The organism is Paludisphaera rhizosphaerae (assembly GCF_011065895.1).
GTDB lineage: Bacteria > Planctomycetota > Planctomycetia > Isosphaerales > Isosphaeraceae > Paludisphaera > Paludisphaera rhizosphaerae.
This window is the reverse complement of the sequence record NZ_JAALCR010000024.1, coordinates 40,266-53,996: the sequence shown is the minus strand read 5'-3', so window position 1 is coordinate 53,996 and position 13,731 is coordinate 40,266. Positions and strand designations below refer to the sequence as shown.

The following is a 13,731-nucleotide window of genomic DNA, read 5'->3' as shown; positions in this document are numbered from 1 at the left end:
TCGCCTCGGTCGCGATTCCTTCGCGACCAGGCTGCGGACCCATCGACTACCACTCAAAGCGCTGAAAGAACGCCTCCTGCCGATCGACCCAGCCGACGGTGTCCGCATGCAGGGCGCGACGAGCCTGAAGGACTTCACGCCAACGCGCTGCGGCTTCCAAAAAGGCCTGTCGGAAGATCCGTCCGCCCCTAGCCAGCCGAACGGTCAGCCAGGCCAGGTGGCTCGCGAGACGTCGACCTCGGAGATTCTTCCAGGCGAAGATCAACGTATTCCTGATCGCCAGGCCGTCGCAACGCTCCTCGCCCAACTCCGGGGCGAAGGTTGCGAAGCCCTTGTGATAGGCAACCGACTCCGGGATGTAATAGCCGCGAAGACCGGCCATCCAGCCTCGGAAACCGAGGTCGAGGTCCTCGATGCGGCCGGGGAAGTAGATCGGGTCATACCCCCCGAGAGCCAGGAATCGCGCACGGTCGACGGCCAGGACCGGACCGGCCGCGGCGGTGAGGTCAGCCAGGTGGGCGGTCGACTCATGACCGGGGACGCGCGACATTCCCTGGACCATGCCGAACCGCGTTCGGACCCGCGTCCGCATCCCCTCGTAAGTCTGGCCGTCGAAGGTCCAGCACTGCGGCGCGGTGAACAGGGCGTCCGGGTGATCGTCGAATGCGCGAAGCAACGGTGCGACGGAGTCGGGCGCGAGCTTCACGTCGTTGTTGAGCAGGAAGACGAATCGCTCGCCGCGATCGGCGAGGACGTCGTTGAACGAGGTCAGACCCCGGTTGGGGCGGCGGATCGCCTGGACTTCCGGGCAATTCACCGCCAGCCAGACGAGCGAGTCGTCGGTCGAATCGTTGTCGACGACGATGACGGAGCAGGGGATGGGCGATCGCCGCGCGGCCTCGACGACGGAGGGGAGACACTCCTCCAGGAGCGCTCGGCCGTTGTAGTTGAGCACCAGGATCTGGGTGCGATCGAGCGACACGGGTTCCATCCCTGGTTCGTCGTCGGTCGTGGCTCGGAGCGGGCGCGGCTAATGCGCCGGAATCCGCCGATTTCGTCGCGTACCTTACGAAACGACGGGGACCCGGTCAAGGCCGGGTCCCCGTGTGGAAGCAGGCTGTAAGCAGGGCCGCTCAGCCGTGGTATTCCGAGCCCCGGAGCTTCTCCAGCAGCTTCTTCGTGGCCTTGATTCCGTCGGGCTCGCTGAGGCGGCTTCCCTCGTACTCGATGCCGACGAAGCCGTGATAGCCGGCGTCCGTGACGATCTTCATGATGCGGGCGAAGTCGAGGTTCTTCTCGTTCCCCTCATCGTCGAAGTCGTAGCTCTTGGCGGAGACGCCCTTGGCGAACGGCATCATCCGGGCGATCGCGTCGTAGACGTCGATCGTGTACTTGCCTTCCTTCTTCGGAAAGTTGCCGAAGTCCGGGAGGGTGCCGAACTGCTTGCTGCCGACTCCCTTGATGAGGGCCAGCAGGGCGTCCGGATTGCTGGACGGTCCGCCGTGGTTCTCGCAGATGATGGAGATTTTGTTCTGGGCACCGTAGTCGGCCAGCGCCGCACAGGCCTCGGCGGCGTTGGCGACGTCGGTCGGGCTGTAATGGCTGCCGGTGTTGACGCGGATCGCGTGGCAGCCGAGAGCGGCGGCGGCGTCGACCCACTTCTTGTGGTTCGCCACGGCCTTAACCCGGTCGGCCTGCTCGGGGGCGCTCAGGTCCCCCTCGCCGTCGATCATGATGAGGACGTTGGTCACGCCGTGATCGGCGGCCCGCTTCTTCAGGTCGGCCAGGTAGACCGAGTCGTGGGCCTTGTCCTTGAAGAACTGGTTGACGTACTCGACGCCCTCGATGCCGTACTCTTCGCGGGCGATCTTGGGGAAGTCGAGGTTGTCGATCTTCTTGGCCTGGAGAGCCTTGTGCAGGGACCATTCGGCGAGCGAGATCTTGAAGTCGCCGATCTTGCCGGCCGAGGGCTTGCCGGTCGGGTCGGCAGCCAGGACGGGGAGGCCGCGAAGACCGAGGCCGAGCAAAGCACCGCCGGCCGCGGCGCCCTGAAGGAACGAACGACGGTTGAGCGAGTCGTGGCGATGCATGAGGCACTCCATCTCGGAGGAGGGGTCAGGCGAAGGGGATCGATTTCTCTTTGAGAATCCGTTTCAGGGCATTGGCGGCGTCGGCGAAGCGTTCCGGGCCGGTGAAGCCGTAAGAGAGTTCGGCGACGGTCAGGTGCGGTTCGAGCACGACGAAGCCGTCGTACCCTCCACCGACCGCATCGGCGAGCAACGCCGGGATCTGGCCGTCGCCTTCACCGGCGGGGACGTTCTTGTGCTGGGCCTCGCTGTAGTCCTTGACGTGGAAGTGCGTCAGGAACGGCTTCAGCAGCGTCCAGGCGGGATCGATCGACTGACCGACCTCGACGTAGTTCGCCGGGTCGAAGGCGTGCGAGAGGGCGGGCGAGTCCACAGTGGTCAGAAGGTCGTGGACGCGGTCGGCCAGGTCGCCGTAGATGCCCTTCTCGTTCTCGAGGAAGAGCGCGACGTTGCGCTCAACGGCGATGTCCGCGAGCTGCGACATGCGGTCCATCACGGCGGAGCGGTGGATCGTCGGATCGTCGCCGGCCGGCATGTAGAAGCTGAAGATTCGGATCCGAGGGCAGCCGTAGAAATCGGCCAGGTCCAGAGCCTTGGCGTAGCGGTCGAGGTGAGGCTCGAACGGGTCGGTGATCTTGATCTTGCCGATCGGCGAGCCCAGCGCGCTGAGGCCGAACCCGGCGTCGCCGAGCATGGAGCGGAACTCTCGGTGCTGCTCGTCGGAGAGGTCCAGCACGTTGGTGCCGTGGATCGCCCGGAATTCGATGTGCTTGACGCCGTGCCGGGTCAAGACGTCGATCTGCTCGCGGGGGTCCTGGGAGATCTCGTCGGCGAAGGCGCTGAGGCGGATCATCGGGGCAGGTCTCGCGTCGATCTCGTTCGTGTCGTAGGGTTCCTCTAAAGGCCGATGATAGCAGTTCGACGGGAAACCTCCAGGGGCCGGTGGTGCGGCTTGCTGGATCGGAGTACGATACGTCCGGTCGATCGACGAGGACCCGCAACAACCGCCCGGCATCCGGGGACGCCTGCTCATGTGGACGATGCTTCTGACGTTCTTGGTCTACTGGGTCGTGGCCTTTGTGGGGTGTTTCACCGCCGTGGAGGTGGCGCAGGACGCTCTCTACGACGAGGTGACTCCCAAAGCCGGGCTGAAGGTCTCCCTGGCCTCGCTGATCCTGGGTCTGGTGATGGCCTACTTCCACCCGTCGTTCGAGACGATGTTCACCTCGCAGGTGTCGTTGACGGTCCTCCAGGCGATCATCTGGTTCCTGGTCTTCATGTTCGTGCTTCAGTTCCACCCGTGGCACGCACTCGGCCTTGGGCTGCTGATGATGTGCCTGGTGGCTCCGCTGGCGACGATGGGCGTGGACAGCATGCTCGCCCCGGACGCGCAGGTCCGATCGATCCGGAGGGGGACGAACATCCCGACGACGCCCGTTCGGGGCTCGCTCTCGCCCCGAGGCGCGGTGCCGACTCCGCCGGAAGGCTCCGCGCCGGCCCCGGCCAAGAAGTAAGTTCTGAGCGACCTGCTCAGTTGAGGCCGCGGATGAGAACCTGGAGCCCATCGGCCAGGCGGTCCGCGGCTTCCATGCCGTGCGCGTGCAGGTTCCAGAAGTCCTTGATCGCCGAGGGCCGTCCCCACAGCGCACGCAGCGCCGCACCGACGCGGTAGCTCCCCGAGGCGTTGAGCATCCGGCCGATCTCAGGCGGGAGATCGGTGCGAGCGTCGTCGCTGACGACGCGGAGCGAGAGGAAAGGGACGCGACGTGCTCGCGCCACCTCGGCCGCCGCGAAGGTCTCCATGTCGATCGCGTCGGACTGGTGGCGTCGTCGCAGTTCGGCCTTCTCCGAGGCGTCGCCGATCACGCGGTCGACCAGGAGAAGGCGGGAGATGATGCGGACGGTGGGGACCGCTTCGAAGGGCGAGGAGTCCAGCACGATCTCGGCCCCGGCGTCGTCGACGAGGGCGCGCGGGGCGACGAGGTCATTCCGATTCAGGTCGGGATCGAGCGCGCCGGCGTATCCGGCGGAGACGATCCAGCGCGGGCGATGGCCGTCGATCAGGTGCTCGACCCCACGGCGGGCCGATTCTCGACCCACGCCGGAGGCGAGCACCACGACGAGGCGGCCCTCAAGCTCTCCCTCAACGACCGTGAGGGACCGGCTGGTGTAGCGCCGGACGTGCGACAGCCGGTCGATCAGGTGGCCGGCCTCCATCGGCAGTGCAGTCAGCACGCCGATGTCGGCCGATGAAGGCGGAGGCGCCAGTTGGTCAGGGGCGTGGCTCAAAGGAACTGCCACTTGACCATCTTGAGCGTGTCGCCAAGCCGGCTGTTGACGCCGAGCGCTGCGGATGTCTCGAAGCCCGAGTGCATCATGCAGTTCTCGCAGCGCGGGTCGCGGCCTGGGCCGTAGTTCTCCCAGTTGGTCTTGTCGATCAGGTCGCCGAAGGTCGGGTGGTGGGTGTCGGTGATGAGGTAGCAGGGGCCCTTCCATCCCTTGATGTTTCGGGTCGGATTGGCCCAGGCCGTGCAGCTCAGCTCGCGCTTGCCCTGGAGGAACTCCAGGTAGATCGGCGAGGTGTAGAAGCGGTACTTGCGGAACATGGCCTCGGCCGCGCGGAACTTGGCCCGGATATCGGCGCGGGTGAGGAACATCTCCTTGTCGGCGACGGCGTCGTAGCCGTAGCCAGGGGAGATGAGGAAGCCGTCCACGCCCAGGCCGGTGAGGTGGCCGAACAACTCGTCGAGCTCGTTCATGTCGGTCTCCTTGAAGACCGTCGTGTTCGTGCAGACGAGGAAGCCGGCTTCCTTGGCGGCCTTGACGCCGTCGATGGCGATGTCGAAGACCCCCTTGCGCTCAACGGCAAGGTCGTGGTTCTCCCGCATGCCGTCGAAATGGACGTTGAAGAAGAAGCGGTTGTTCGGCTTGAAGTCCGCGATCTTCTTGCGGATGAACATGCCGTTGGTGCAAAGGTAGACGACCTTCTTGCGCTCCAGGATCTTGGCGGTGAGTTCGCCGATCCCCGGGTAGATCATCGGCTCGCCGCCGCAGATCGAGACCACCGGCGCGCCGCAGTCGTCGACGGCGGCGAGGCATTCGTCGATCGACAGCTTTTGCTTGATCGTCTGGGAGTATTCGCGAATCCGTCCGCAGCCGGTGCAGGTCAGGTTGCAGGCGTGAAGCGGCTCCAGCATCAGGACCATCGGGAACTTCTTGGCCCTGGAGAGCTTCTTCTTGGCAATGTAGCCGGCGATCCGGCTGGTCGCCTGGAATGGGAAACGCATGCGGCGATCACTCCCTTGTTCTGCTTGCGCGAGACCGGATCGAGGCGGAATCGAACGGAGGATGAAATCAGTTCAGACCGTCGGGCGAGGATCGGCCGGAATTCGGCTCGCCAGGGCGCCAGGGGCCAGTCCCCTTTCGCCGGCCACGGCCTGGCCGTAGCGGGCGAGCGCCATCAGGGGGAACGAGATCCGATATAGGTGATAACGAAGATAGAAGACCCGGGGGAAGCCCGTGCCGGTGAATTCGACCTCGTCCCACGAACCATCTTCAAGCTGGGTGTCGACGAGATACTGGATGCCTCGAGCCACGGCATGGCTCCTGGCGCGGCCGGCGGCGATCAGGCCGAGGACCGCCCACGCAGTCTGCGAGGCCGTGGGGACGCCGGTCCCCTTGAGCTCGGGCTCGTCGTAAGTTCGGCAGGTCTCGCCCCAGCCGCCGCAGGACTGCTGGACGGATTCCAACCAGTCGGCCGCGCGGATCAGGGCCGGAGCGTCCATCGGATGGCCCGCGGCATGGAGACCCTGAAGCACCTGCCAGGTGCCGTAGATGTAGTTCACGCCCCAGCGGCCGTACCAGCAGCCCTCGGGCTCCTGGGTCCGCCAGAGGTAGTCGAGTCCCCGGGCGATCGCGGGGTGGTCGAGCGGGAAGTCGAGATGGCCGAACGCCTCGATGATTCGGGCCGTGATATCGGCGCAGCTCGGGTCGAGCATCGCGTTGTGGTCGGCGAACGGGACCTGGGTGAGGACCTCGTTGTCGATGTCCACATCGAAGGCCGCCCAGCCGCCGTCGCGGTTCTGCATCGCGAGCAGCCAGTCGGTCCCCCGCTTGATCGACTCGACGTATCGCGGTTCGGCGGATGCAGGCGACCGGAGCAGTGCCATCAGGACCATGGCCGTGTCGTCGATGTCCGGATAGAACCCGTTGGCGTACTCGAAGTGCCAGCCGCTCGGTTCGACCCCCGGCCGACGCACCTGCCAGTCGCCGCCGCGACGGAGTTCCTTGTCGAGAAGCCAGTCGCCCGCCTTCTCAAGGGCCGCCTCGTCGGAGGGTTCGTCGGCGTCGGAGAGAGCGATGGCCGTGATCGCCGTGTCCCACACGGGAGAGACGCAAGGTTGGAAGCGAGTCGTATCGCCCTCGTCGATCTTCAGATCTTCGAGCTGCCTCCAGGCCCAGACGACGCTGGCGGAGTCGTCCTCATAGCCCAGGCAACGCAGAGCGAGGATCGTGTAGACCATCGGCGGATAGATCGCGCCCAGGCCGTCCGAGTCCTCGAAGTGCTCGACCATCCACCGGTGAGCGGCCTGGACGCCGCGACGACGAACGGCGGTCGGCAGCAGGCGGTCGGCCCACTTCAGACCACGGTCGACGGCGAGAAAGAACCTGCCCCACGAGAATAGGGGCAGACGAGGTCGGGACCACTTCTTGACGCCGTCGATGAACAGCTCGTCGATGCTCTTCTCAGGGGGGAGCTTTCGGACGGGCTTGAAGTGGGAAACGATCGAGAGCGGAACGACGATCGTCCGCGTCCAGGAGGACATCGCGTAAAGGCTGAAGTTCCAGTGCTTGGGAATCAGCGCCAACTCGGGTGGGACGGTCGGGCATTCGTCGTACGAGAGCTGTCCCAGCAGCGCGAGGTAGAACCGCGTGAAGCTGTTGCAGGCCGCCGCGCCCCCCATGGCGAGGACGGCCTTGCGGGCCTTCACCATCGCCGGGTCGTCGGTCGGTGTTCCGGTCAGCTTCAGGGCGAAGTAACCCTTGACCGAAGTGCTGATCTCGGCGGGGCCGCCGGGGTAGTTGGGCCAGCCGCCGTCCTCAAGCTGGTGTTTCAGGAGATACCGGGCCGAACGCTTGCAAACCTCCTCGTTTTCGCGGCCGAAGAAGGCCATGAGGAGGGTGGTCTCGGATTCGAGGATCGTGTCGCCTTCAAGTTCGCCCACCCAGTGGCCGTCCGACTGCTGGCGAGCGTGAAGCCAACCGCGGGTTCGGTCGAGAGCGACCTCATAACCGCCGGCGAGGGTTGTGTCACGGTGCGGCTTCGACCCGAGGATGGAATGGGCCGCCTCACCGTTGGGAACGCCCCCGTCCTTGTTGGCGATCATACGTGGTCGATCCTCATTCATCTCACGAACTTGATGGACGACATCCCCGCCACGGGTCGACGATGACCTTCGGCGCGCAGACGAGCGTTCAGAGCTCCCGCTAGGATTGGGAGGTCATCCTAAGCGCGTTCTCAAGATTCGATCAAGATCAAACCCCTCCGCGATTTGCGACCGTTCCCCCCGGGATCGAATCGAGGGGGCGGTGAGTTTTCCCATCCTTTCCAAAGTCGCGCGGCGGCGGGGCGAAACGGTCACTCCGGGTTGAAGCTCGACTCGATGTGAAAGTCGCGGAGCAGCGGAATTGAACGGAGCAGGGCGTTGATTCGTGATGGATCGTCGCCGGCGGGGAGCGTTCCTCGGACCTGGATCAGATCCCCCTGAACGTGGACCTTGTCGATGTGCGCGGCGCCGCCGGCCTGGCGGCGGAGGTGATGAAGCAGGTAAGGCTCCAGGTCGTCGGGCCTGGCTTTGGTCTTGAGAACGTTGGGGTTGTTCTCGTCCGGAAGTGGGAACTCGAGCCGGTCGACGACTTCGCGAACCCCGGGGGTTTGTTCGGCGGCTCGGTAAGCGAGCATGGCTTCGTAGATCGAGGGGACCTTGCCGCTGATCGTGGCGACGTCGCCGTTGGCCGTGACGTCGACCCCCAGCCCTTTAAGTTGAGGACGGCGCGAGAGCGCGTCTTCGATGCGGCCGGCGAGCCCTCCCGAACGTACTTGGGCGGCCGGTGCGGCCGCGGGAGCCGGAACTGCGACCGCCGCGGGGGGCGGCGCCGGCACGGCCGGTTCAAGCTCGACGGGACGACCGTCATAAGGCTGCGGCGGAGGGGGCGGCGTCATCCGGCTTGCGACCTGGATATTGCTCGTGACCCGGGTGACGCCGGGGGCGCGGCGGGCTTCCGCCTCGATCAGCCGCTTGTCCTCCTCGGTCGCCGCGACGCCGGAGAGCGAAACCTGGCCGAACTCGTCGACCGAGAGTTGGATCTGGCCCTTCACTGGAGCCGATGCGCGGCGGACCTGCTCGTCGGGCGTCGGCGAGGGCCGGGTTGCGGCGGCGATGGGGACGTCCCCGCGTCGCGCGAAGGCGGGGGGGATGCTGAGGATCGGGGGTTCCATGCCCCAGAACGGGTCGTCGAGCCGGCCGAAAAGCGGTTCGGGGTAGACGAAATAGGGGGCCGGGCCGATTGGGGCGGGGGTTCCGGGACCCGGAGCGTAGGTCTGCTCCATCGCCACTCGCTGGGCTTCGCCGGTGTCGATCACGAGGTCGTCGTGGGGAACGAGGCCCAGATCGATGACCGTGCGGATCACCATGTCATGAACGGCCTTGGTCCCGACTTTGCCGGCGAGGATGATCTCGCCGCTCTTGCCGGTCGTCACTCGGACGGAATACGGCAGGATGAGGGGATTGGCTCGAAGGGCGTCGACCACGGTCTGTTCGGGGGACGGGGTCGATCTTGGCGTCGATGGTTGCTCAGCCTTGATCAAGGACGCCGGCGCTGCCGCCAGGACGACGAGGAGGACCGATCGAAGACGCCGAGACATGATGGCTCGCCCCTTCCGTGTCGAGTTGCAGAGCTTCGAGTGCTGGTCCCACGATGAAGTTTATCGGCGACGGATCGACGCCGACAAGCGCTCTCTCCTGAATCATCGTAGTCCATGAAAAAAGGCCGACGCCCCAGGGAGAGGGCGTCGGCCTTGCAAGTGCTTTCGGCTTCGTGTTCAGCCGGCTCAGGGGAGCGGCGGCAGGTCGACGGACGGAGGCAGCTCGGGGAGCGGCTCAGCCGAAGAACTCGGGGCCGGAGCGGTCGGAGTCGACGGCGGCAGCTCGGGGAGCGGCTCGGTCGGAGGCGACGTCGGCAGGTCGGGAAGCGCTCCGGGCGCCGCCTCTGGCATCGGAGTCGGTTCCGGCGCCGGGCTCGCGGGGGCGGGCTCGGTCGCTCCGGCCGGGACGGTCTCAGAGTCCGCTCGGGGGGCTTCGGCGATGGTCCCCGGGGCTGGAGTCGGCTCGCCCGAGAGGATCGGGGCCTCGCCGGCCGGCCGGGCGGGCGGAAGCGGGGTCGGCGGCGGTCCGAGTGGGCCGATGGGGGCCGGCATCGCAGGCAGATTGCTGTCCTGCTCGACGTTCGGCGGCGGCTGAGGCGTGACCGGGTCAGGCATCATCGGGCCGGTGACGCGTTCCTTGTACTTCGGACCGTCGTGCGGGATCGGGATCTGCTTGTGGCCTTCCTGGATATCGCGGGCCTGAGCGTACGCCTTCCTCGGGTTCGGTCCTTCGGCGACCGCGATGTTGTTGTAGGCCAGAAGCGTCCCCTTGGCTTCTTCGAGGGCGACGATCGAGATGTTGTACGTCGTCTTGTACTGAGCCTCCAGGGCCACGGCCTGGGCGTACTGGCTGACGGCGTCCAGGAAGCGGTCGATCGTGATCTTGCCTTCCTGATAGTAGGCTCGCTGAGCGGCCAGACGCTCGGCGGCGGCGGCCCGCAGTCGCGAGGCGGTCTTGAACTGCTTGTAGTTCGCGTCGACTTCCAGGAAGAACCGGCTGAGCGAGTGGACCGTCTGGTGGATGACCTGCTGGAGGTAGGCCCGCTGTCGCAGGAGGACGTACTGCGAGTTGCGAACCGTGGCCAGCGGAGACCGCATGCCGAGCGGCATCTGGAACTGCCAGCCGACCTGCCAGGTCCGGAAGTTGTTGTAGAAGCCCGGATTTCCCGCCACGCCGGCATTCCGCATCTGGGCGGCGACGACCGGCTCCAGGGCCTTCAGCGTTCCTCCCGTCATGACGGACTCAGCCGAGTCGAGGCTCTGGCCGAACCCGTTGAACTGGTAGAGGATGTTCAGGCTGAGCTGCGGCAGCAGTTGGTTGCGGGAGACCAGGAGCTGAAGCTCGGCGATCCGCACCAACAACTGCTGCTGAACGATGTCGGGCTGGAAGGTCACCATCTGGGCCAGGCTCGACTCCCAGTCCGGTTCGAGCCGGGCGTCGGTCGGCGGGGTGACGGGGATGATCCGGCGGTTGTCGGCCGGCGGCAGGCCGAGGATGTTCCGGAGCTGACGCTCGGTGGTGATGACGTCGGCCGTCTTGGTCACCAGGTCGAGGTTGAACTGCTCCATCCGCTGCTGGGCCTCGGCCACGTCGGCGACGGTTCCCTTGCCGACGACCAGCTCGGCCTGCTCACGATCGACGATCTGGCGGGCCAGTTCGACGGCCTTCTCAGCCGACCAGAGCTGAACGTGCTGCTGAGCCAGGGCCCAGTATTGCTGTTCGATCGACCGGACCTGAGACATGATCTCAGCCTTGAACCGCCAGACGGCGGCGTCGGCGTTGAGCCGGGCCACGACGATCGGAGCGCGGTTGGCTTCCAGACCGACGGCCGGACCAGCGGACTGGCCGGGCAGCGGAGCGCTACCCATCAACGGCTGGCTCAAGGACAACTGGAGGTTCGTCGTGTACGCCGATGGGTACACGAGGAACGTGCTGTTCTGATACAGCCAGTTGACGTTGTGCGTGACGCTCATCGTGCCGCCGAGGGCATTTCGCTTCTGCAGGCCGACCTGGAAATTGGCCGTGTCCTGAATCGAAATGACCGGCGTCTTGATCCCGCCCAGGGTCAGCGTACCGCCCTGGACCGCGTTGTTGAACGGCTGGGTGCTCTTGCCGTAGGTCAGGTTCGTGATCAGGGCGGTGTCGAAGACGCTGAGCGCCTGGGCGATCTGCGTCTCCTGGATCGCCGGGTCGTAGACCGACTGCAGCGTTCCTGCACCAAGGGAGCTCGCGATGCCGCCCGCGGCGCCGTTGTTCAACGGCGAGGGCTCGAAGCCGCCGACCGGGATGCCCTGGGCGCCGAAGGCGATCACGCGGACCACCTCGGAGTTGTCCAGGCCGATCCGGATCGCTTCCTGGAGCGTCATCGGCCAAATTTCATCGGCCTCCGGATCGTTGGTCGTGCGCGGCTTGGCGATCTTCGGAATCGGCAGCGGAGTGCTGCTCGAAAGGAAATCGGCCTGCTTGACCTCCGAATCCTCCAGGGCCATCTTCCCCATGTTGTCGTGGGGGACGGTCTTGCTCTGGTCGATGTAAGGAAGTCTCTGGCAACCGGTGGAGCTCAGCCAGGCCGCCAGCACGGCCGCTCGAGTCCATCGGTTCCGTTTCAAGGTCAATCGCATGGCCAGCCGTCCTTGACTAAGATCGCCATGTGACGCGTAACCCGAGGCGTGGGATCACGCCGCGCCATCCCTGGCTTGGCTCACGGAGTCCATCACCACGACTCGACTGTCGCCGTCGCATTCGGGCCGACTCGGTCGCGACCCTTCTCCAACTCCCACGAGGCCGGCCCTGACGAAGACATGCGGTTGGCCGACCGCTCGTGCCGAAAGCAACTCGCCTGTGAGCGAACACCAAACGAGTGGATCCCAAAACCCTCCCGAATGGGTGGAGAATCGGGCTGTCGAATGGTATCGGTCGTTCGCGTCCCGAGACTTGAAGCGATGGCGGAGAATTTACCGATCAGTTCGATTCTCCTCTAGGGGAAAATGCTCCGGGCGCAGTCAATGCGCCGAGAAATCTCCTCGCGCCGTCGTGAGTCGCAACCTCAAAGGGACTTTGGCCCAGCCGAGGTTCCCGTGGAGGATGCGGATTGAACCCGGGCGTCGCCGGCTGGCGCTGAGGTCGACTCCGGCAGTTCGTGGAAAGGACCGAAGCCGGGGGGGAACTCGACGTAAGGGATGCCGAAGAGTCGCTTGAAGTAGATGACCTCGCCGGCGTCCGTCCCTTCCAGGGCGTGCCCCGCAAGTTGGAGCCCGTACCCTCCAAGAAACAGCCCCAGCGCCAGGACGAAGATCGGGAACGAGATCTGGAACACGTAGACGGCGAACAGGAGGACGCCCAGGATTGTGGGCGGGATGCCGATCATGTGGAGGATGAAGCTGACGGCGCTTCGGTGCCGCTTCAGCCAGTGGACGACCAGGGGGTGGGGGGGGGCAGGGGTCGCGATCATTCGTCGGTCGTTCTTCCAAATGGGCATGGCGGGCTGTGCGGGTTGACGATCTCCGCTGCCGGCGGTTAGCTTCCTCGATCAATCGTAGCGGCCGGGGCGGCGGCGTGGGAGTCGTCGACGCCGGAGTTGAACCGACAGGACGATCGAGTGGCCTTTATCCGACCTGAGAGCTATCTGAGATTGATTCGCGGCGAGATCCGAGGGCCTCTGGCGGCGACGGTCCGCGCGGGGTTGTCGCTGGCGTCGGTCGGCTATCGGCTGGGGACGAACTATCGGAACGCACGGTTCGACGTCGGTAAGGACGTCCATCGGGCGGCCGCGCCGGTCGTCTCGGTCGGCAACCTGACTCTGGGTGGAACCGGCAAGACGCCAATGGTCGAGTGGCTGGCCCGCTGGTATCGCGATCGCGACGTGCGCGTCTGTCTCATCAGCCGAGGATACGGCCGGGCTGACTCCGTCAACGACGAGGCGCTCGTCCTGGAGGAGAACCTCCCCGACGTCCCACACCTTCAGGATCCCGATCGCGTCCGCCTCGCTGGGATCGCCGTCGAGGAGTTGGAGGCGGAACTCCTCATCCTCGACGACGGATTCCAGCATCGGCGGTTGGCCCGCGATCTGGATATCGTGCTGCTCGACGCGCTTGAGCCCTTCGGACTGGGCCGGATTTTCCCTCGCGGCCTGCTTCGCGAGCCGGTCTCGTCTTTGAAGAGAGCCGACGTGATCGTCGTCTCACGCGCAGACCTCGTGCCGCCGGAACGTCGGAACTGGATTCGCGAGGAGGCGAAGCGATACACGGGTGAAGCTCCGATCCTTGAGGCGCGGCACGCTCCCCGCGACCTCATCGACGGCGAAGGACATGCGACGCCCCTCGAAGGATTGGAAGGCCGGGCCGTCGCGGCGTTTTGCGGGATCGGCAACCCCGAGGGCTTTCGACGCACGTTGGAGTCGTTGGGCTGTCGAGTGGTCAAACTGAGGGTTTTCCCGGATCACCATTCGTATGCCGCCGAGGACGTCGAGGAACTGAGTCGGTGGGCCGATGGAAGCGCGGCGGATCTCATCTTGACCACTCAGAAGGACTTGGTGAAACTCCGCCTCTCGGATCTCGGGGCCGCCCCCCTCCGCGCGCTCCGAATCGGCCTCGATCTGCTGGGAGACCCACGGCCGCTGGACGACCGGTTGGCGGCTTTGCTTCCCCAGAATCGGCCGGTTCCAGGAGCCTGAAGGCCGTCGACGGCCGCGGGAGGGCCTTGGACGGACGACCCACGGA

General features: G+C 65.7%; 11 protein-coding genes. 2 read left to right on the top strand and 9 right to left on the bottom strand.

Annotated features, from left to right (window positions below; all coding sequences use genetic code 11):
* Positions 1–46: 46 nt before the first annotated feature.
* The 3 genes from G5C50_RS24905 to G5C50_RS24895 form a co-directional block, all read right to left on the bottom strand.
* Complete coding sequence (locus G5C50_RS24905) at positions 47–991, bottom strand: glycosyltransferase (protein WP_165073681.1); 945 nt, start codon at positions 989–991, stop codon at positions 47–49.
* 142 nt (positions 992–1,133) lie between these two features.
* On the bottom strand, positions 1,134–2,090 hold the full coding sequence (locus G5C50_RS24900; RefSeq protein ID WP_165073680.1) for a sugar phosphate isomerase/epimerase family protein: 957 nt from the start codon (positions 2,088–2,090) through the stop codon (positions 1,134–1,136).
* A 25-nt stretch (positions 2,091–2,115) separates the two neighbouring features.
* The gene (locus G5C50_RS24895; RefSeq protein ID WP_165073679.1) at positions 2,116–2,940 is read right to left on the bottom strand and encodes a sugar phosphate isomerase/epimerase family protein; all 825 of its coding nucleotides are present in this window, start codon (positions 2,938–2,940) and stop codon (positions 2,116–2,118) included.
* A gap of 178 nt (positions 2,941–3,118) precedes the next feature.
* Here G5C50_RS24895 and G5C50_RS24890 point away from each other — a divergent pair, with 178 nt between their 5' ends.
* A complete protein-coding gene (locus G5C50_RS24890) occupies positions 3,119–3,601 on the top strand; it encodes a hypothetical protein (RefSeq protein WP_165073678.1) in 483 nt (160 codons plus the stop codon).
* Between the two features lie 16 nt (positions 3,602–3,617).
* On the opposite strand, the gene G5C50_RS24885 is transcribed toward G5C50_RS24890, so the two are convergent.
* The 6 genes from G5C50_RS24885 to G5C50_RS24860 all read right to left on the bottom strand — a co-directional run bounded on the left by G5C50_RS24885 (position 3,618) and on the right by G5C50_RS24860 (position 12,464).
* Positions 3,618–4,388, bottom strand: a complete 771-nt coding sequence (locus G5C50_RS24885) for a phosphorylase family protein (protein WP_165073677.1) — start codon at positions 4,386–4,388, stop codon at positions 3,618–3,620.
* Positions 4,373–5,374, bottom strand: a complete 1,002-nt coding sequence (hpnH, locus tag G5C50_RS24880) for an adenosyl-hopene transferase HpnH (RefSeq protein ID WP_165073676.1) — start codon at positions 5,372–5,374, stop codon at positions 4,373–4,375. The genes G5C50_RS24885 and hpnH overlap by 16 nt, the downstream gene beginning before the upstream one ends.
* 72 nt (positions 5,375–5,446) lie before the next feature.
* On the bottom strand, positions 5,447–7,474 hold the full coding sequence (gene shc, locus G5C50_RS24875; RefSeq protein WP_165073675.1) for a squalene--hopene cyclase: 2,028 nt from the start codon (positions 7,472–7,474) through the stop codon (positions 5,447–5,449).
* A 251-nt stretch (positions 7,475–7,725) separates the two neighbouring features.
* Positions 7,726–9,012, bottom strand: a complete 1,287-nt coding sequence (locus tag G5C50_RS24870; protein ID WP_165073674.1) for a BON domain-containing protein — start codon at positions 9,010–9,012, stop codon at positions 7,726–7,728.
* A 186-nt stretch (positions 9,013–9,198) separates the two neighbouring features.
* Entirely contained in the window at positions 9,199–11,634 is a 2,436-nt protein-coding gene (locus tag G5C50_RS24865) for a TolC family protein (protein WP_165073673.1), read from the bottom strand.
* 425 nt (positions 11,635–12,059) lie between these two features.
* Positions 12,060–12,464 carry an Mpo1-like protein gene (locus tag G5C50_RS24860; RefSeq protein WP_165073672.1) on the bottom strand — a complete coding sequence of 135 codons (405 nt, stop codon included), beginning with the start codon at positions 12,462–12,464 and terminating at the stop codon, positions 12,060–12,062.
* 147 nt (positions 12,465–12,611) lie between these two features.
* Here G5C50_RS24860 and lpxK point away from each other — a divergent pair, with 147 nt between their 5' ends.
* Positions 12,612–13,685 carry a tetraacyldisaccharide 4'-kinase gene (lpxK, locus tag G5C50_RS24855; RefSeq protein ID WP_206107843.1) on the top strand — a complete coding sequence of 358 codons (1,074 nt, stop codon included), beginning with the start codon at positions 12,612–12,614 and terminating at the stop codon, positions 13,683–13,685.
* Positions 13,686–13,731: the final 46 nt, after the last annotated feature.